Genomic DNA, 17281 nt, shown 5'->3' on the forward strand with positions numbered 1-17281 from the left:
CTGGCGCTTGCTACAATGGCACCCTGGCGTTTTGGCCAGGCAAATCATCACCAAAGAATGAAGAATGGAGTGAATCATGACGAGCCCTCTCAAACACGCGCTGGCTTGCGCGGCGACCTTGCTGCTTTCGCTGGGGGCGCATGCGGCCCATGCCGGCGAAATCACCTTGTTCGAAGACGTCGATTTCCGTGGCCGGGCAGTGAACCTGCGCGAGACGACGGACGACTTGTCGCGTTTCGGCTTCAATGACAAGGTGTCGAGCATCCTCGTGCGATCTGGCACCTGGGATGTGTGTACCGATGCCGGTTTTCGCGGCAATTGCCGCACCTTGGGGCCGGGCGAATACCGTTCGATGCCGGGCATGAACGACGCCATTTCCTCGGTGCGCGAAGCGGGCCGCGGCGACGGCTACAATCCGGGACGGCCGGGACGCGATCCCGACCGGGGCCATGGCGGCTATGGCCGTGGCGGCACCCTGGAAGTGTATTCGGGCGCGGGCCAGAATGGCGGCTCGGCGCGCCTGAACCGCGACACGGACGATTTCGTCAGCATCGGCTTCAACGACCGCACCACCAGCATCGTCGTCTATAACGGCTACTGGCAGCTGTGCAGCGACTCGAATTACAACGGCGTGTGCCGCATCTTTGGCCCTGGCCGCCACGACGACCTGGGACGCGGCCTCGATGGGCGCGTTTCGTCGGCGCGCATGGTCGACGAGCGCGAAGCGCGCCGCCAGCAGCAGTACGATAATCAGTACCAGCGGCCGCAGTACGAGCAGCCGCAGTATCCGCAATACCAGCAGCCGCAGTACCAGCAGCGCGGCGCCGTCCTGCTGTTCCCCGAAGCGGGCATGCGCGGCGAGCCGCTGGCGCTGGACCGCAATGCGGAAGACCTGGTGCGCTACAACTTCAATGACCGTGCCTCGTCCATCATCGTCAACGAGGGGCAGTGGGAAGTGTGCAGCGATTCGAACTTCCATGGCCGCTGCGAAGTGATCGGGCCGGGCGAATATGGACGCCTGAACAGCATGGAAAACCAGATTTCCTCGCTGCGCCGCGTGCGCTGATACGCTCGCCGCCGTGCTGACAGGCCGCCTGCCGGGTTGCTCCCGCCAGGCGGCTTTTACATTCCCGGCCGTGTGCTGACATTTGCTTGCCCTTTGTTACACTCGCCGCCGGTCGCCTGGTCTACACTGGCGACAATGTCTCAGTATTGGAGTTGTCATGGTTCGATCTTTCCGCCCTGCGCTGTTGTGCGCCGCCACCTTCCTCGCCCCCCTGGCCGCCTTCGCGGGCGAAATCACCCTGTTCCAGGATGCCGGCTTCCGCGGCCGTCCCGTGACCCTGCGTTCCGACACGGGCGATCTGTCGCGCATGGGCTTTAACGACAAGACCTCCAGCATCATCGTGCGCTCGGGCACCTGGGAAGTATGCAAGGACGCCAATTACCGGGGCAACTGCCGTACCCTGGGACCGGGCCGCTACGACAGCATGCCGGGCATGAACGACGCCGTTTCCTCCGTGCGCGAAGTGGGCCGCCCGGGCCATGGCGGCGGCGACCACCGGCCCTACCCGCCGCGCCCCGAGCGTCCTCACCCCGGCTATCCCGGCCACGGCGGCGGCCACCGTCCCGACATGAATGGCGCCGTGCTGCTGTTCCCCGATGCGGGCATGCGCGGCCGGCCCGTGCGCCTGGACCGCGAAGTGCGCGATTTGAGCCGCTATGGCTTCAATGACCGCGCCGAATCGATCGTCGTCAACTACGGCCGCTGGGAATTCTGCGTCGACGCCAACTTCCGCGGCCGCTGCGTGGTGATGGGGCCGGGCAGCTACGGCCGCCTGCACGGTGGCCTGGACCGCCGCATTTCCTCGCTGCGCCGCGTGCGCTGAACGCCCGGGCGGGCGCTGTTGTATCGTGCACACGCTGCCCACGGCCCAATTCGTGTACTCTTCCCATAGGCAGTTCAACCATGGGGAGCAAGCACGGTGGAATACAAGGACTACTACAAGGAGCTTGGCGTCGAGAAGACGGCGACCGAGGCCGAGATCAAGAAGGCGTACCGCAAGCTGGTGCGCAAATACCATCCCGATGTCAGCAAGGAGCCGGACGCCGACAAGCGCACCAAGGCCCTCAACGAGGCTTACGGCGTGCTGGGCGACGCGGAAAAGCGCGCCGCCTACGATGAACTGGGCCGCAGCGCGCAGGCCCATGCCAGGGGAGAGCCATTCCGTCCGCCGCCGGACTGGGGTTCGGGCTACGAATCGTCGGGCGCCGACGACAGCGACTTCTTTGCCGACCTGTTTGCCCACGTGGGCGGGCGCCGCCGCGCCGGCGGCAGCTTCCAGATGCAGGGCGAGGACAGCCACGCCGCCATCAATATCGATTTGCAGGACAGCTACCAGGGCGCCAAGCGCCACATCGTCATGCGCGTGCCCGAAGCGGACGCCCAGGGCCATGTGGTCACGCGCGAGCGCACGCTGGAAGTGACGATACCGAAAGGCGTCACGGAAGGCCAGCAGCTGCGCATGAAGGGGCAGGGCCATCCGGGCAGCGGCGGCGCGCCCGCCGGCGACCTGTATCTGGAAATCCGCTTCCAGCCCGACGCGCGCTACAAGGTGGAAGGGCGCGACGTCTTCGAGACGGTGCCCGTGACGCCATGGGAAGCGGCGCTGGGCGGCGAAATCGCCGTGCCCACGCCGTCCGGCACGGTGGCCGTCACCGTGCCGCCCAATTCGCAGACGGGGCGCAAGCTGCGCCTGAAGGGGAGAGGCATTCCCGCCGCCCAGCCGGGCGACCTGTATCTGCTGCTGGAAGTGGTGCTGCCGCCGGCGAACGACGACAAGGCGCGCGAACTGTATGCAACCATGGCGCGCGAGATGGCTTTCAATCCGCGCCAGAAGCTGGGAGGGTAAATCATGGCAAACAAGGTAATTGGCGAACTGCTCGAAGACCGGGCCCTGAGCCTGGAAGAACTGGCGCGCGCCTGCGCCGTGGAGCCGGACTGGGTGGTGCAGCACGTGCAGACGGGCGTGCTGCTGCAGGATGGCCCGCCGGCGGGGCAGCTGACGGCCTGGCGCTTCACCAGCCTGGACCTGGTGCGCGCGCGCCGCCTGCACGAAATCGAATCCGTGTTCGACGCCAACGCGGAACTGGCCGGCCTGGTGGTCGACCTGTCGGAAGAGGTGGCGCGCCTGCGCCGCCGCCTGCGCGTGCTGGGCGTCGAGTAGCCTTTAGCCAGGCTCGCCGTGGCGTGCCACGGTGAGCCGCGCAATATAAAACTGCCCGTCGACGACCACCCGGTGCGGGATGCCGGCCACGTCGAAGCCTGGGCCGCCGTCTTCCATCCATTCCTGCGCCAGCGAGTCGAACTGCTGCGGCGTCATGCGCAGCATCTGCGCCGTGATGACGAAGCGCGCGCCTGGTTTTTGCTTGTTGACGAAGTCGTCGATGCCGGCCATGGTGTTTCCTTTTGATACTGATCAATGTATGCGCGCATGATACCCGTCCGCGCGTTCTTCTAGAAGCCCTGCACCAGCAGCGGCAGCTGCTCCGCAAAGCGCTCGGTCAGCCACTTGCCCGCCTGGCCGGGCGGCGTGTCGGCCCGCTGGATCAGGTAGATCGGATAATTCTCGCCATTGTCGACGGCCAGCGGCAGGTGCGCCAGGCGGCCCGCCTGCAGGTCGTCGCGCACCATCGCTTCGGGCATGTTGCCCCAGCCCAGGCCAGCGCGCAGCAGCGCGTGCTTGGAACCGAGGTCGCCCAGGCGCCAGTTGCGCAAGCCCAGCACGCCGAAATCCTGCCCTTCCGTCAGGGCGCTGCGGTCGCTGAGCACCAGCTGCACGTGTTCGCGCGCCAGGGTCGAAGGAATCGGCCCGGCCAGCTGCGCCAGCGCATGGCTGGGCGCGGCCACGGGAATCAGGCGCACGTGACCGACGGCCAGGCGCTCGAAGACGCTGGCCGTGGCCGTCATCCAGCCGCCCAGGACGATGTGGCAGCTGCCATCCATCACCAGCTGCGCCACGGCGCCCATGGCTTCGATGCGCAGGCGCAGGGCGACGGTGGGGAACTGCGCCTGGAACGCCTCGAGCACGCGCACCAGCACGCAGGTGGGGAACATCACGTCGACCACCACCGACACTTCCGCCTCCAGCCCGCCGGCCAGCGCCTTGGCGCGTGCCCGCATGCCGTCCACCTTCAGGGCCACGGCGCGCGCATCGGCCAGCAGGGCGCGGCCCGCATCCGTCAGGGTGGGCTTGCGCTTGCCGCGGTCGAGCAGCACCACGTTGAGCTGTTCTTCCAGGTTGGCGATGGTGTAGCTGATCACCGACTGCGTGCGGTGCAGCTGGCGCGCCGCGTGGGCGAAGCCGCCCGCGTCGATGACGGCGACGAACACGCGCAACTGGTCGAGCGAAGGCTGGCCCGGTTCTCTCATGGAAACTCCCTATCTAGAAATTCGATGCTAACCATTGATATTTATATGGTTTCATCGATGGTAGACCCGAACTATGCTGTGTGCAAGGGCTGCGATGCGGCCATTCCCGTCACCCGTTTTCACAGGAGCACTTCATGAGCAAGGTTTTATACATCAATAGCAGCGTGCGCAGCAACGGTTCACTGTCGCGCCAGTTGTCCGGCGAATTCGTCGCCAAACTGGCCGCGCAAGGCGCCAGCGTCGTCGAGCGCGACCTGGCGGCGCAGCCCGTGCCGCACCTGACGCAAGAGGTGATGGGCGCGTTCTTCACGCCGCCCGAGCAGCGCAGCGCGCAGGCGGCAGCGGCCGTGCAATTGTCCGATACCCTGGTCGATGAATTGCTGGCCGCCGACGTGCTCGTGCTGGCCGCGCCCATGTACAACTTTTCCGTGCCGTCGACCCTGAAGGCGTGGATCGACCACGTGGCGCGCGCGGGCCGCACCTTCCAGTACACGGCGACAGGTCCGGTCGGCCTGGCGACGGGCAAGAAGGCTTATATTTTCACGGCCAGCGGCGGCGTCTACAGCGAAGGCCCGGGCGCCGCGTATGACTACCTGAGTACCTATCTGCGCACGGCGCTGGGCTTCATCGGCATCACCGACATCGAATTCGTGCAAGCCGAAGGCGTGGCCATGGGCGAGGACGCCGTCGCCAGCGCGATTGCCAGGGGCCGCGCCTCGATCGAGGCCCTCGCTGCCTGAGTCTGGCCCCGTTCTAGTTCCAAAGGGGGATTGCCAATCTGCCATGGTTGACATAAGCTTGCCGGCGGCACGCCCCGTGCCAGGCCGGCGAGCCGTTCGCCATGAAAGTCCCCCATGCACAAGTTGGCAAGCGCAGTACTGTTCGGCAGTTCCCTGTTTTCGGCAGGCATGGCGCTGGCGCAGTCTGCGCCCGTTGCACCGCCTGCGCCGGCCCACGTGGGCCGCCACGCCGCCACGCCCGAGGATCTTCGCGCCATCGAGCAAGTCGTCGCCGACTTCCAGGCGGCCCTGATCGCCAAGGACGTCAGGCTGCTGTCGTCGCTGATGCTGCACACCAACATCCTGTTTGCCTCGCCGGCCGACGACGCTTACGTCAAGAAAATGCGCGACACGACGGACGTCCACTTCGACGGCGTCGGAGCGGGCGGCTATGTCGCGTTCGCCAACTTCATCAAGCACGAACCGCAGCGCACGGAAGAAAAGTTCTACAACGTCAAGATCACCCAGGACCGCCATGTGGCGTGGGTCAATTTCGACTACGAATTCCTCGTCGGCGACAAATTGTCGAACTATGGCGTGGAAGCGTGGCAAATGGTCAAGCGCGACGGCAACTGGAAAATCCTCAGCGTCGTCTGGTCCATGCATGCCGCAGCCGAGGCGGCAAAATAGGCGCCAGCCTCGCCGCGCCCGTGCGCGCACTTTGACCATGCCCCTGCGTTCAGTACAGTGTTGCCCAGCAATAATTTTTTCGCATCGTCTATACTTTCAGCTTGGACGCGCCGGCGGCGATATGCGCCGCTGTGCCGGTGTCGACGTGCATGAAGATGGTGTAATCGTTCATTCCTTTTCTGCTGTGCCGCGCAATAATAAGTAGAGAGCCGTATCAAGCATCCCAAGCAAGCGCGCACATGATTCTTACCCTGTTACCGTGTCAGTCCGTAGAGACAAGCTGTCCGGCCATGTCATTTTTGGAGCGTACATCGTGCCGATAAAGTATGTTGATTTTTATGAGGTAAATTACACGGCGGAACCATTGCGGGGCTGCAAGTTATGGGGCGCCTACGTCGCCATCTATGCCCCTACGGCCAACCCCATGCACCGGGTGAACCTGGTGAAGAAGCGCAGGGTGTCGGCCGACCATCAGTTTACGACGGAAGCGGACGCCGTCGCCGAGGCGGGCGAGGCGGCCGTCAAGCTCGTCGAGCGGCGCCGGCGGCGCTACGTCTTCCATCCCTGATGCCACTGCGCCGCATCCTGCAGCGCGCGCCAGGGCAGGATGTGCACGCGGCCCGAATGCACGGCTTCCAGCTTCACGTGCGTGACGGGCTCATCGGGCGTGGCCGTTGCGCATAGCCCGATGACGAGGAAGTGTTTTTCCTTGTTGGCGGGCGTGACGGCCGTCCATTTGCTGTTGAGTAACTTGTTCGGGCGCAAATTATTGCGATTGGCTAGGTGCATAGCGGCTCCCGGATTGGCGTGATGGCGATGTTGCCATTATCATGCATTACCCGCCACGCACGAGGATCGCCATGAAACGCCAGCTGCACCTGCTTGTCATCGACCCGCAAAACGATTTTTGCGACTTGCCCGCCACCTGGCTGCCGCCCGATGCGGCGCCGGCCCTGGCCGTGCCCGGCGCCCACGCCGACATGCTGCGCGTGGCGCAGCTGATCCGCGAAGGGGGAGCGGGTTTGACGCAGATCAGCATCACGCTCGACGCCCACCACCGCTACGACATCGCCCACCCCGCGTTCTGGCGCGCGGGAGACGGCGGCGCCGTGGCGCCGTTCACGCAGATCGGCGCCCGGCAGGTGCGCGACGGCCTGTTTCGGCCCGCCGCCGGCGGCGCCTTGCCGCGCGCACTGGCCTACCTCGATGCCCTGGAGCAGGCCGGGCGCTACCGGCTGATGGTGTGGCCCGTGCACTGCGAGATCGGCAGCTGGGGCCAGAATGTGCACGCGGCCGTGCGCGCCGCCTACAACGCCTGGGAAGTGGCCAACCTGCACGTGGTGGCCAAGCTGAGCAAAGGTTCCAATCCGTGGACCGAGCATTACTCGGCCGTCATGGCCGAAGTGCCCGATGCGCAGGATGCGGCCACCCAGCTCAACCGCGCCTTCCTCGACACCCTGCTGCCGGCGCAGCACATCTATATCTGCGGCGAGGCGGGCAGCCATTGCGTCAAAGCCAGTACCGAGCACATTGCCGATTACCTGGAAGCCCAGCAGGGAAAGCCGGCCCTGTCGCGCCTGGTGCTGCTGACGGACTGCATGAGTCCCGTCACGGGTTTTGAACGGCAGCAGCGCGACTTTATTGCCGGTATGCAAGAGCGCGGCGTGCGGCTGGCCACGTCCGCCGGCATCGTGCCCGAATTGCAGGCCAACGCGCCGGCCGACGGGGCTGCCTGAGCCGCTGTTGATCATGCCCTGCTGAAATGCTTGTGGTGGCGTACTATTCTGGCTTCAGGAAGTTGGAGAAAACACATATGACCCCGATAGTGCGCAGTTTGCTGGAAACCGATCTGTATAAATTTACAATGTGGCAAGCTTTGCTGCACGGTCACCCGAATACCCATACCGAATACGAATTTGTCTGCCGCAACACCACCGCCTTTCCCCTGGCCGAACTGAAGGGCGAGCTGGAAGAACAGCTCGACCACCTGTGCTCGATGTCGTTCGCCGACGACGAGCTGGCCTATCTGCGCACGCTGCGTTTCATGAAGAGCGATTTCGTCGACTTTTTGACGGTGTTCCGCTTCCAGCGCAAATTCATCGACGTCAGCACGGATGGCGACACCCTGCTCGTGCATGCGGCCGGGCCGCAGGTGCACGTGATGGGCTTCGAGATTTTCGTGCTGTACATCATCAACGAACTGTATTTCCGCCGTTTCGACCTCGATGCGGCCATGCGCGAAGGGCGCCACCGCCTGGGCTTGAAAGTGGCGGCCGTGAAGGAATTCGGCAAGCTGCCGAGGCGCAAGCATCCATTTGAATTTTCCGACTTCGGCGTGCGCCGGCGTTTTTCCGGTGCCTGGCACGACGAGGTGGTGCAGCGGCTGGCGCGCGAAGTGCCCGAGTATTTCAAGGGCACGTCGAATGTCTATCTGGCGAAAAAGCTCGGCATCGTGCCGATCGGCACCATGGCGCATGAATACATGCAGTCATTCCAGTCCTTCGGCGTGCGCCTGCGCGACTTCCAGAAGGCGGCACTGGAAGACTGGGTGCAGGAATACCGGGGTGACCTGGGCATCGCCCTGACGGACGTGGTCGGCATGGACGCCTTCCTGGCCGACTTCGACCTGTATTTCGCCAAGCTGTTCGACGGTTTGCGCCACGATTCGGGCGACCCCGTCGAATGGGGCGAGAAGGCGCTGGCCCATTATGCGGCCCTGCGCATCGACGCCAATACCAAGCGTCTCGTGTTTTCGGACGGCCTGGACCTGGACAAGGCGTTTGCCCTGTACCAGCACTTCGCCGACCGCATCATGACGGGTTTCGGCATCGGCACCAATCTCACCAACGACGTCGGGTTGACGCCGCTCAACATCGTCATGAAACTGGTGCGCTGCAATGGCCAGTCCGTGGCGAAACTGTCGGATTCGCCGGGCAAGACCCTGTGCAAGGATGAAACCTTCCTCGCGTATTTGCGGCAGGTGTTCCATCACCCTGCGGCATGAAGGCGGCAGGGCAGGCGCTGCCCGCTTAAAAACCCGTCAGCACGGTGTTCATGTGCTCGACCTGCGGCGGAGCGGCGAAGAACTCGCCGACGAGGCCGCGCCAGGCCTGGAAGTCCTCGCTGCCGCGGAAATGCACGGTATGGTCTTCCAGGGTGCTCCAGCCCACGACGAGGCGGTAGGCGTCGCCGTTTTCGATCGAGCGCTCCAGGCGCATCGACTCGCAGCCGCGCGCGCGCTGGAACAGGGGCACGGCTTGCGTCACGGCCGCCTCGAAGGCTGCGTGCGTGGCCGATTTGATCTGGATGTGGGCAATTTCATAAATCATGGCAAGTTCCACTGTGGAATGAAGGAAGCTTGATCTTGCCATAATTTCGCCGCGCGGGGGAGGGCCTCAGCCCGCCAGCGCAGGTGTGACCGCGCCAGCGCGCCGGCTGCCCGCGTGGCTGGCCGTGCGCTGTTCGATGTCGCAGCCATTGCACGCCTGCACGATGGCGTGCGCCCGTTCCTGCTCCTGCGCATCGCTGACGGCGACGATGAGGCGGAACATGCCGCGCCACGCCGCCTTGCCCTGCACGGGGACGGCCTCGTCGTCGACCGTGTCGAGCTGTACGGCGTGCGCGGGAAAGCCATCGTCCAGCAGGGCGCTGCGGGCCTGCTGGGCATCGGCAAGATGATCGAAGATACGGATCAGGGCAGGCGCAGGGTTGGCAAGGGGACTGGTGGAGGCGTTCATGGCCAGGCTTTCTGAGAGGGTTGTCTGGATTTGACCCGCGAGCCTTGAAATAATTCTGCCTCAGCCTCCAAATGCCTGCATTGAATGGCAAAAGTTTGACAAATATCCAGTATGGCTGCCAAGTCGCGCTAAGATACGCCTTGCGGTGCATGCTGCAGGGGCAGATGCGGGATCAATCTTTCATAGGAGAACTAAATGGCAGCGAAGAAAATTCTGTTTTTGACCGGCGATTTTGCAGAAGATTATGAAACGATGGTGCCCTTCCAGGCCCTGCTGATGCTGGGCCATACCGTGCACGCCGTCTGTCCCGGCAAGAAGGCCGGCGAGACGATCAAGACGGCCATCCACGATTTCGAGGGCGACCAGACCTACACGGAAAAGCCGGGCCATTTGTTCACCCTGAACGCCAGCTTCGACGAGATCGACCCGGCCCACTATGACGCCGTGATGATCGCCGGCGGCCGCGCGCCCGAATACCTGCGCCTGAACGAGAAGGTGATCGCCGCCGTGCGCCATTTCGCCGGGGCGGGCAAGCCTGTCGCGGCCGTCTGCCACGGCGCGCAATTGCTGGCCGCCGCCGACGTCATCCGTGGCAAGCGCATTTCCGCCTATCCCGCCTGCGCGCCCGAAGTGAAACTGGCGGGCGGCACGTATGCCGACATCGCCGTCACGGACGCCGTCACCGATGGCCAGTTCGTCACGGCGCCTGCCTGGCCCGCCCATCCGGCGTGGCTGGCGCAGTTCGTCAAGCTGCTCGGTACCGAGATCCGTTTGTAACCTTTACCAGCCCGGCAGGCCGCAGCGTTTGCCGGGCGCACCACTTTTCAGATTCGAGTTCCACATGCATGCGCCGCGCAGTCAACCATCCCGCAAACAACTTCCCGCTTCGCGCTGGCGCCAGCGCCGCCAGGCGCAGGCGGCATCGGGCCTGAGTGCCGCGCAGGAACGCCAGCTGGCCACCCTGCACGACATCTCCACCCTGCTGGCGGGCCAGCACGCCATCGATGCCCTGTGCCGTGGCTTTTTGCGCCACGTGATGCAGTTCGCGCAGGCCGAAGGCGGCACCGTGCGCATCCTCGACCCGCAAAACGATACGGTGCACATCATCGTGCACGAGGGTATTTCGGACGCCATGGTGGAAGAGGAACATTGCATCCGAAATAACGATTGCCTGTGCGGCGCCGCCGTGGCGCAGGGCGTGATCCAGATCCGCGATTTCCGCCAGGTCGACGCCTTGCAGCGCTACCGCTGCCAGGACGAAGGGTTTATCGCCATCGCCGTCTTTCCCATCCTCGCGCGCGAGCAGGTGGTGGGCAGTTTTTCGCTGCACTTTGCGCGGCCGCAAGCGGCCCATGCGCAGCAGCAGGGCTGGCTGGAAACCCTGGGCCAGAGCCTGGGCATCGCCATCGAAAACCAGCGCCTGATCGCGCGCGAAAAGGAATTCGCCGTGGCGCGCGAACGCAGCCTGCTGGCCGAAGGCTTGCACGACAGCATCGCGCAAAGCCTCAATTTCATCAGCCTGCAAGTGCAGATGCTCGACGATTCCGTGCGCCGGGGCCAGCTCGATGAAGCGGCCGAAGTGCTGCCGCTGATGCGCATGGGCGTTGAGCAGAGCTACCAGGACGTGCGCGAATTGCTCGTCAATTTCCGCACGCGCTGGCATGGCAGCGACCTCGAAAGCAAGCTGCTGGAAGTGCTGGCCAAGTTCGAGCTGCAGACGGGCGTCGCCGGCACCCTTGACATGAGCGGCAACGGCGCGCCGCTGGCGCCCGAGCAGCAGCTGCAGATCCTGTTCATCGTGCAGGAAGCGCTGTCGAATATCCGCAAGCATGCGCAGGCCAGCAATGTGGCGCTGCGCGTGGAAAACGGGCGCGATTTCGCGCTGCAGGTGCGCGACGACGGCGAAGGCTTCGCCGCCCATCTGCGCGACAAGAAAACGGAATTGCAGATCGGCTTGCGTATCATGCAGGAACGGGCCGAGCGTCTCGGCGCGCAATTTGCCATCGACAGCACGCCCGGCGGCGGCACGACGATTTCGCTGGCCCTGCCGGCAGCGCGGCGCCAGGCCGCGTAACAGAAGATTCATTCTTACCAGGTAAAAGATACAAACATAGTGAACGCTCCAATCAAAATCCTGCTGGTCGACGACCACACCTTGCTGCGCAGCGGCGTCAAGCTGCTGTTGCAGCGCAATCCTCTATTCCAGGTGGTGGGCGAGGCATCAAACGGGCTGGACGGCGTGCGCTTGACGGCCGAGCTGCGGCCCGACGTGGTGCTGATGGACTTGAACATGCCCGGCGTGTCCGGCGTGGAAGCGCTGCAGCTGATCTTGCAGGACATGCCGCAGATGGTCGTGCTGATGCTGACCGTGTCGGAAAACGCGGCCGACCTGGGCGCGGCCCTGCGCGCGGGCGCGCGCGGTTATTTGCTCAAAAACATCGAGGCCGAGCAGCTGGGCCAGGCCATCTGCCGCGCCGCCGCCGGCGAATCGGTGATTGCCGACGCCATGACGGCCAAGCTGGTGTCGCAGTTCCGCGCGGGCCAGAACGCGCCCCAGGCCGATTACGACAAATTGACGCCGCGTGAACGCGAAGCCATGGCTTGCCTGGCGCAAGGGCTGAGCAACAAGGAAATCGCGCGCCAGCTGGACGTGGCCGAAAGCACGGTGAAGATCCACGTGCAGAATATCCTCAAAAAGCTCAAGCTGAGCAGCCGCGTGCAGATCGCCGTGTATGCGGTCGAGCGCGAACTCGGTAAATAAAGATCAAGCAAAGCGTAAATACAGTGCCAAAAAGCCACAAGGAATGCGCGATTGTTTGATCTGCATGGCGTTACGGCCTAGACAACCCTAGTTCCTTTGACGTATGGCCTTGACGGTGCCTGCGCATTACACTCTTAGTCATTCGCTAATCTAATAAGAGAGTGTCATGCATAAGGTCAACGTCGATGGCTTGCTGTCGAGCCAGGCTCTGTTCCGCCATATTTCCCCTTCGCAATTAGAGCAATTGCGCCAGGATGTCGTGCGCGTCGAAGTGGAGAAGGGCAAAGTGCTGTTCCGCAAGGGCGAAGTGGCGGAAGGCGCCTATGTGGTGGTCTTCGGCCTCGTCAAGCTGAGCGTGTTTTCCATGGAAGGGACCGACAAGGTCCTGGAACTGATCCGTCCGGGCCAGAGCTTCGGCGAAGCCATGATCTTCCTCGATGAACCGTATCCGTTCTGCGCCGAAGCGCTCGAACACTGCCTGCTGCTGCGCATCCCGCCGCACGCGCTGCTGCGCCTGCTGGACCAGTCGCCCCGCATCGCGCGCCAGATGATGAACAGCCTGTCGCACCACCTGATGGGTTTCATCCGCAACGTGGAGCGCTGCTCCGTGCAGAACGCCACCCAGCGCGTCGTCGAGTATCTGCTGCAGGCATCGGACCAGCAGCGTTCCAACGAGGTCAAGCTGGACCTGAAGAAAAGTCTGTTGGCATCGTTCCTGAACCTGGCGCCCGCCACCCTGTCGCGCGTGCTGCACCAGCTGACGGACTTGCATTTGATTAAAGTCAGCGGTTCGCTGATCCAGATCCAGCCCGATGCACTGAAAACCTATCGCCACGGTTCCGCCGCGGCCATGCTGAACTAGGCGCTCGCAGCTTTTTCAGCAGGCAAGGTCAGCCGCCAGAACAGCAGGGCGAGCAAGCTGACCGCCGCGCCCAGCGCGCATACCCCATGCCAGCCCGCCAGCGCATACACGCTGGTGGCGGCAATCGCCCCCACTCCGCTTCCCACCGCATAAAACAGCATGTAGCACGCCACCAGGCGGCTGTGCGCTTCGCTGTCGTCCTTGAAGATCAGGCTCTGGTTCGTCACGTGGATGGCCTGGCCCGCCAGGTCCAGCGCGATGATGCCGACGACCAGGGGCCACAGGGACGCGCCCGCAAAGCTGAGCGGCAGCCACGCGGCCAGCAGCAACAGCAGGGCGGCGCCCGTCGTCCACTGGGCGCGGCCCTTGTCGGCCAATGCTCCGGCCCGCGCCGCGCCCAGCGCGCCGATCACGCCCACTAAGCCGAAGGCGCCGATGGCCGCATGGCTGTAGCCCTGCGCCGTCAGGGGCAGCACGAGGGCGCTCCAGAAGATATTGAACACGGCAAACATCAGCAGGGCCAGCATGCCGCGCACGCGCAGCACCTTGTTGTGCATCAACATGTCTGCCATGGAAGCGAGCAGGGCGCCGTAAGCCAGCCGTTGCTTGCCTGGTTGCGCCGGCGGCAGCTTGCGCCACAGCAGCAGCAACAGGGTACAGGCGATGGCGGCCGAGACAAAATACACGGCGCGCCAGTCGGCCAGGTCCGCCACCACGCCGGACAGGGTACGCGCCAGCAGCAAGCCGATCACCACGCCGCCCTGCGCCATGCCGACGACCCTGCCCCGCTCATGGCTGGCCGCCGCGCTGGCCGCATAGGCGATCAAGCCCTGCGTCATGGCCGTGCCCAGCAAGCCCACCAGCAGCATGCCGCCCAGCAAGGCGGCCGTGGAACGGGCGCAGCCCAGCGCCGCCAGCGAGACGGCAAGCAAGCCCAGCTGGAACAGGGTCAGGCGGCGCCGGTTCAGCATGTCGCCCAAGGGAACCAGCAGCAACAGGGCCAGCGCGCAGCCGAGCTGCGTGGCCGTGATGACCATGCCGCTGGCGGCCTCCGTCATGCCGAACTCGTGCGCCAGGGTGGCGAGCAAGGGCTGGGCGTAATACACATTGGCCACGCTGAGGCCGGCCGCGCCCGCAAACAGCCAGACGAGGGAGGGGGAAAGTGTGGTCGTGAGGGGAGGGTTCGTATCGCGCATAAGGTTGGCATCAAGTGGTTTCAAATTAAAACCAGTTGGAGTCTACGGTGATTAGTTTTAAAATGCAACCACTCAATCCTGGAGCATGCCGATGGCCAAGCGCAAGAGCCTGAAAACCGACCCCTGTCCCGTGGCGCGCGCGCTCGACGCGATCGGCGAGCGCTGGTCGCTGCTGATCGTGCGCGACGCCTTCGACGGCATGCGCCGGTTCGGGGAATTCCAGAAAAGCCTGGGCGTGGCGAAGAACATCCTGGCCGACCGCCTGCACACGCTGGTGGAAGAGGGCATTTTTACGATTGCGCCCGCCTCGGACGGCACGGCCTACCAGGAATACGTGCTGACGGCCAAGGGGCTGGCGCTGTTTCCCGTCGTCGTCGGCTTGCGCCAGTGGAGCGAGGCGCAATTGTTTGAACCAGGCGAGGCCCATTCCACCCTGCTGCAGCGCGGGTCAGGCTTGCCCGTGCGCCGCATGGACGTGCTGGCCGAGGATGGCCGCGTCCTGCAGGCGGGCGATACGGTGGTGCACAAGGTGGAGTCCAGGACATGAAGCGCGTGGCCGTCATCGGCGGCGGCATCACGGGCGTCACCACGGCGTATGCGCTGGCGAAACGCGGCGTCGATGTCACCCTGATCGAGCGCCACCGCTATGCCGCCATGGAAACGTCGTATGCGAATGGCGGGCAATTGTCGGCCTGCCATGCGGAAGTGTGGAACCACAAGGCAACGCTCTGGAACGCCGTGAAATGGATGGCCAGGCGCGATGCGCCCTTGCTGCTCAATCCCAAACCCGGCTGGCACAAGCTGAGCTGGTTTGCCGAGTTTCTCGCCGCCATGCCGGATTACGAGCGCAACACCATCGCCACGGCGCGCATGGCGATTGCCGCGCGCGCACATTTGTTTGCGTGGGCCGAGCAGGAAAACATTGATTTTGATCACCGCCGCGCCGGCATCCTGCACGTATACCGCGACCGGCGCGGCTTCGAGCGGGCGGCCGGCGTGTCGCGCCTGCTGGCGCAGGCAGGATTGGAACGGCGCGCCGTCACGCCGCAAGAAATGCGCGCCATCGAACCGGCCCTGCACGGCGACTTTTACGGCGGCTATTACACGGACAGCGATTCCACGGGCGACATCCACAAATTCACCAGCGGCCTGGCCGACGCCTGCGTGCGCCTGGGCGTGGCCTGCCGCTATGGACAGGAAGTCAGGGCGCTGGCAAGCGAACACGGCAAGGTGCGTGTCTCGATGGGCGAGGACAGCGCCGTGTTCGACGCCGTCGTCATCTGCGCGGGCACGGCCAGCCGCGCCATGGCGGCCATGCTGGGCGACCACGTGAATGTGTATCCCGTGAAAGGTTATTCGATTACCGTGCAACTGGACGATGCAGCCAGCCGGACAGCGGCGCCGTCCGTCAGCCTGCTCGACGACGCGACCAAGCTGGTCAGCAGCCGCCTGGGCGAGGACCGGCTCAGGGTGGCGGGCACGGCGGAATTCAATGGCGTCAATCACGACATCCGCGCCGACCGCATCCGCCCGCTGCTGCAGTGGGTCGAGCAGTGCTTTCCTGGCGTTAATACGCGCAAGGTGATCCCGTGGGCGGGCCTGCGCCCCATGCTGCCGGCCATGCTGCCGAAAGTGGGGCCGGGCAAGGCGCCCGGCGTCTACTACAACACGGGCCACGGCCACCTGGGCTGGACCCTGGCGGCCGCGACGGCGGAGATGGTGGCCGAGGTAGTCGCGCCTAGTTCTTCGGCAGCAGATCGCTGAGCGCGGCACGGCCCTTGACGGTGAGGAAGGGGCCAACCTTGCTGTACGGCAGTAAAAAATCGTTTTCGCAGCCGCTGCCGTTCGCGTCTTCCCAGAACGCCACGCCTTCTGGCTTCAAGGACAGGTGGAAGCGGCCGCGGCCGTCGTAATCCGTGCCCCTGCATTCGGCGTCGATTGTCACCTCCTTGAACAGGGCCTGGCGCAGGCGGTCCGGCAGCTCGGCCTTGTCGTCGCCGTCGCTGGCGCTGGCGCCAAACCAGTTCCACACATCCGTTTCCTGGCCCGTCTTGACGTCCCAGGTGCGGAAGCGGATGGAAATGCCGCTGGCGCCATATCCGGCCGGCCAGCGGTAGAATTTGACCGTCACCCAGCGCGGCGACCAGTAAGTCGGTTCCGCATACACTTCGTCTTCCGTCGTGAAACCGTTGCGGCCCAGGTATTCGCGGCGCGTGGCATAGAAGTCGGCCAGGTCCTTCTTGTTCTTTGCCAGCACGGCGCGCAGCTGCGCATTGATTTTTGCAATGCCGTCGCCGGGCGCCATCAGTTCCACGGTGATGGTGTCGCCCACTTGCAGGTTGCGGTATTGCTTGCCTTCGAAGGTAAGGGGTTTGCTGACCTTGGTGCCGGGAAAGTCTTCCAGCGCCAGGTTGTAGGCGTCGCTGGCGCAGGATGGGTGTTCGCGGTCGCCCGCCGCTTCCAGCAGGGTCAAGGCCAGCGGCAGGGTCTTGCCGCTTTTCGGCTCCGTCCAGGTGCCGGTGAGCTTGCCGCCCTGCGGCGCGTCGAGGCGCCATGTGCCCGTCGTGTCGCCCTTGGCGTCGGACTCGCTCCACTCGCTCTTGCCGTTCGCCATGGACAGCATGATGGGCGTCTTGTAGCGCGTGTAGTAGTAATTGCCGCTGCGGTCAGACCCTTGCGTGGGGCTGGGCTGGTTGAAGCAGGCGACGATATTCGCCTTGCCCAAAGTACCCTGCCACACGCCTTGCACGGGCGCATCGCCAGCCATGGTGATATGGCAGGCGGGCAGGGTCAGACATATCAACAAAAAGCGGCGCATCGGATTTTCCTGTGATTGGCGATGGCCGATTCTACATGGCCACCGCCTGGAAATGCCGCACGCCAA

General features: G+C 64.4%; 22 protein-coding genes. 15 read left to right on the forward strand and 7 right to left on the reverse strand.

The genetic code is table 11. The annotated features are described in order from the left end of the window. The first annotated feature begins 76 nt into the window (after positions 1-76). From BXA07_RS08800 to BXA07_RS08815, 4 genes are all read left to right on the forward strand, one after another. Positions 77-1066 carry a beta/gamma crystallin family protein gene (locus BXA07_RS08800; protein ID WP_076567375.1) on the forward strand — a complete coding sequence of 330 codons (990 nt, stop codon included), beginning with the start codon at positions 77-79 and terminating at the stop codon, positions 1064-1066. Positions 1067-1223: 157 nt separating this feature from the next. Then, entirely contained in the window at positions 1224-1889 is a 666-nt protein-coding gene (locus BXA07_RS08805) for a beta/gamma crystallin-related protein (protein WP_076567376.1), read from the forward strand. A 96-nt stretch (positions 1890-1985) separates the two neighbouring features. Then, entirely contained in the window at positions 1986-2912 is a 927-nt protein-coding gene (locus tag BXA07_RS08810; protein ID WP_076567378.1) for a DnaJ C-terminal domain-containing protein, read from the forward strand. A 3-nt stretch (positions 2913-2915) separates the two neighbouring features. Next, positions 2916-3227, forward strand: a complete 312-nt coding sequence (locus tag BXA07_RS08815) for a MerR family transcriptional regulator (RefSeq protein WP_076567380.1) — start codon at positions 2916-2918, stop codon at positions 3225-3227. A gap of 3 nt (positions 3228-3230) precedes the next feature. Here the strand turns inward: BXA07_RS08815 and BXA07_RS08820 are convergent, their stop codons facing one another. Together BXA07_RS08820 and BXA07_RS08825 are read right to left on the reverse strand one after the other, a co-directional pair. Then, positions 3231-3458, reverse strand: coding sequence for a hypothetical protein (locus tag BXA07_RS08820; protein WP_076567381.1), 228 nt, complete (start codon positions 3456-3458; stop codon positions 3231-3233). Positions 3459-3517: 59 nt separating this feature from the next. Further along, complete coding sequence (locus tag BXA07_RS08825; RefSeq protein ID WP_076567383.1) at positions 3518-4432, reverse strand: LysR family transcriptional regulator; 915 nt, start codon at positions 4430-4432, stop codon at positions 3518-3520. Positions 4433-4566: 134 nt separating this feature from the next. Here BXA07_RS08825 and BXA07_RS08830 point away from each other — a divergent pair, with 134 nt between their 5' ends. From BXA07_RS08830 to BXA07_RS08840, 3 genes are all read left to right on the forward strand, one after another. Next, positions 4567-5172, forward strand: coding sequence for an FMN-dependent NADH-azoreductase (locus tag BXA07_RS08830; protein WP_076567385.1), 606 nt, complete (start codon positions 4567-4569; stop codon positions 5170-5172). A 114-nt stretch (positions 5173-5286) separates the two neighbouring features. Then, positions 5287-5841: a nuclear transport factor 2 family protein gene (locus BXA07_RS08835; protein WP_076567386.1), complete on the forward strand. Its 555-nt coding sequence runs from the start codon at positions 5287-5289 to the stop codon at positions 5839-5841. Positions 5842-6154: 313 nt separating this feature from the next. Continuing rightward, the gene (locus tag BXA07_RS08840; RefSeq protein ID WP_076567689.1) at positions 6155-6409 is read left to right on the forward strand and encodes a hypothetical protein; all 255 of its coding nucleotides are present in this window, start codon (positions 6155-6157) and stop codon (positions 6407-6409) included. Here BXA07_RS08840 and BXA07_RS08845 read toward each other — a convergent pair. After that, positions 6391-6630 (reverse strand): TIGR02450 family Trp-rich protein, encoded by a 240-nt coding sequence (locus BXA07_RS08845; protein ID WP_076567388.1) that lies wholly within the window; start codon positions 6628-6630, stop codon positions 6391-6393. The two genes, BXA07_RS08840 and BXA07_RS08845, sit on opposite strands and share 19 nt — an antisense overlap. A 71-nt stretch (positions 6631-6701) precedes the next feature. Here BXA07_RS08845 and BXA07_RS08850 point away from each other — a divergent pair, with 71 nt between their 5' ends. Further along, positions 6702-7577 (forward strand): cysteine hydrolase family protein, encoded by an 876-nt coding sequence (locus BXA07_RS08850; RefSeq protein ID WP_076567389.1) that lies wholly within the window; start codon positions 6702-6704, stop codon positions 7575-7577. A gap of 77 nt (positions 7578-7654) precedes the next feature. Beyond that, entirely contained in the window at positions 7655-8845 is a 1191-nt protein-coding gene (gene pncB, locus BXA07_RS08855; RefSeq protein ID WP_076567391.1) for a nicotinate phosphoribosyltransferase, read from the forward strand. A 25-nt stretch (positions 8846-8870) separates the two neighbouring features. Here the strand turns inward: pncB and BXA07_RS08860 are convergent, their stop codons facing one another. After that, entirely contained in the window at positions 8871-9170 is a 300-nt protein-coding gene (locus BXA07_RS08860) for an antibiotic biosynthesis monooxygenase family protein (protein WP_076567392.1), read from the reverse strand. Positions 9171-9236: 66 nt separating this feature from the next. Next, positions 9237-9578, reverse strand: a complete 342-nt coding sequence (locus BXA07_RS08865; protein WP_076567394.1) for a hypothetical protein — start codon at positions 9576-9578, stop codon at positions 9237-9239. A gap of 195 nt (positions 9579-9773) precedes the next feature. On the opposite strand from BXA07_RS08865, the gene BXA07_RS08870 reads away from it, so the two are divergent. The 4 genes from BXA07_RS08870 to BXA07_RS08885 all read left to right on the forward strand — a co-directional run bounded on the left by BXA07_RS08870 (position 9774) and on the right by BXA07_RS08885 (position 13201). Then, a complete protein-coding gene (locus BXA07_RS08870) occupies positions 9774-10355 on the forward strand; it encodes a DJ-1/PfpI family protein (protein ID WP_076567395.1) in 582 nt (193 codons plus the stop codon). Between the two features lie 64 nt (positions 10356-10419). Continuing rightward, entirely contained in the window at positions 10420-11652 is a 1233-nt protein-coding gene (locus BXA07_RS08875; protein ID WP_076567397.1) for a GAF domain-containing sensor histidine kinase, read from the forward strand. Positions 11653-11691: 39 nt separating this feature from the next. Continuing rightward, on the forward strand, positions 11692-12339 hold the full coding sequence (locus tag BXA07_RS08880; RefSeq protein ID WP_170909629.1) for a response regulator: 648 nt from the start codon (positions 11692-11694) through the stop codon (positions 12337-12339). 166 nt (positions 12340-12505) lie between these two features. Further along, positions 12506-13201, forward strand: a complete 696-nt coding sequence (locus BXA07_RS08885) for a Crp/Fnr family transcriptional regulator (RefSeq protein ID WP_070221800.1) — start codon at positions 12506-12508, stop codon at positions 13199-13201. Here BXA07_RS08885 and BXA07_RS08890 read toward each other — a convergent pair. Next, on the reverse strand, positions 13198-14397 hold the full coding sequence (locus BXA07_RS08890) for an MFS transporter (RefSeq protein WP_076567400.1): 1200 nt from the start codon (positions 14395-14397) through the stop codon (positions 13198-13200). The genes BXA07_RS08885 and BXA07_RS08890 overlap by 4 nt on opposite strands. 91 nt (positions 14398-14488) lie before the next feature. On the opposite strand from BXA07_RS08890, the gene BXA07_RS08895 reads away from it, so the two are divergent. Further along, complete coding sequence (locus BXA07_RS08895) at positions 14489-14944, forward strand: winged helix-turn-helix transcriptional regulator (protein ID WP_076567402.1); 456 nt, start codon at positions 14489-14491, stop codon at positions 14942-14944. Continuing rightward, on the forward strand, positions 14941-16161 hold the full coding sequence (locus BXA07_RS08900; RefSeq protein ID WP_076567403.1) for a D-amino acid dehydrogenase: 1221 nt from the start codon (positions 14941-14943) through the stop codon (positions 16159-16161). The genes BXA07_RS08895 and BXA07_RS08900 overlap by 4 nt, the downstream gene beginning before the upstream one ends. Here BXA07_RS08900 and BXA07_RS08905 read toward each other — a convergent pair. Next, positions 16136-17215: a hypothetical protein gene (locus BXA07_RS08905; RefSeq protein WP_076567405.1), complete on the reverse strand. Its 1080-nt coding sequence runs from the start codon at positions 17213-17215 to the stop codon at positions 16136-16138. The two genes, BXA07_RS08900 and BXA07_RS08905, sit on opposite strands and share 26 nt — an antisense overlap. Positions 17216-17281: the final 66 nt, after the last annotated feature.

The organism is Janthinobacterium sp. TND4EL3, from assembly GCF_900156175.1.
Taxonomy (GTDB): Bacteria; Pseudomonadota; Gammaproteobacteria; order Burkholderiales; family Burkholderiaceae_D; genus Janthinobacterium.

Coding starts and splice junctions, on each gene's coding strand:
- BXA07_RS08800 (WP_076567375.1), top strand. CDS start 77: ATGACGAGCCCTCTCAAACACGCGCTGGCTTGCGCGGCGACCTTGCTG.
- BXA07_RS08805 (WP_076567376.1), top strand. CDS start 1,224: ATGGTTCGATCTTTCCGCCCTGCGCTGTTGTGCGCCGCCACCTTCCTC.
- BXA07_RS08815 (WP_076567380.1), top strand. CDS start 2,916: ATGGCAAACAAGGTAATTGGCGAACTGCTCGAAGACCGGGCCCTGAGC.
- BXA07_RS08820 (WP_076567381.1), bottom strand. CDS start 3,458: ATGGCCGGCATCGACGACTTCGTCAACAAGCAAAAACCAGGCGCGCGC.
- BXA07_RS08825 (WP_076567383.1), bottom strand. CDS start 4,432: ATGAGAGAACCGGGCCAGCCTTCGCTCGACCAGTTGCGCGTGTTCGTC.
- BXA07_RS08830 (WP_076567385.1), top strand. CDS start 4,567: ATGAGCAAGGTTTTATACATCAATAGCAGCGTGCGCAGCAACGGTTCA.
- BXA07_RS08835 (WP_076567386.1), top strand. CDS start 5,287: ATGCACAAGTTGGCAAGCGCAGTACTGTTCGGCAGTTCCCTGTTTTCG.
- BXA07_RS08845 (WP_076567388.1), bottom strand. CDS start 6,630: ATGCACCTAGCCAATCGCAATAATTTGCGCCCGAACAAGTTACTCAAC.
- BXA07_RS08850 (WP_076567389.1), top strand. CDS start 6,702: ATGAAACGCCAGCTGCACCTGCTTGTCATCGACCCGCAAAACGATTTT.
- pncB (WP_076567391.1), top strand. CDS start 7,655: ATGACCCCGATAGTGCGCAGTTTGCTGGAAACCGATCTGTATAAATTT.
- BXA07_RS08860 (WP_076567392.1), bottom strand. CDS start 9,170: ATGATTTATGAAATTGCCCACATCCAGATCAAATCGGCCACGCACGCA.
- BXA07_RS08865 (WP_076567394.1), bottom strand. CDS start 9,578: ATGAACGCCTCCACCAGTCCCCTTGCCAACCCTGCGCCTGCCCTGATC.
- BXA07_RS08870 (WP_076567395.1), top strand. CDS start 9,774: ATGGCAGCGAAGAAAATTCTGTTTTTGACCGGCGATTTTGCAGAAGAT.
- BXA07_RS08875 (WP_076567397.1), top strand. CDS start 10,420: ATGCATGCGCCGCGCAGTCAACCATCCCGCAAACAACTTCCCGCTTCG.
- BXA07_RS08885 (WP_070221800.1), top strand. CDS start 12,506: ATGCATAAGGTCAACGTCGATGGCTTGCTGTCGAGCCAGGCTCTGTTC.
- BXA07_RS08890 (WP_076567400.1), bottom strand. CDS start 14,397: ATGCGCGATACGAACCCTCCCCTCACGACCACACTTTCCCCCTCCCTC.
- BXA07_RS08895 (WP_076567402.1), top strand. CDS start 14,489: ATGGCCAAGCGCAAGAGCCTGAAAACCGACCCCTGTCCCGTGGCGCGC.
- BXA07_RS08900 (WP_076567403.1), top strand. CDS start 14,941: ATGAAGCGCGTGGCCGTCATCGGCGGCGGCATCACGGGCGTCACCACG.
- BXA07_RS08905 (WP_076567405.1), bottom strand. CDS start 17,215: ATGCGCCGCTTTTTGTTGATATGTCTGACCCTGCCCGCCTGCCATATC.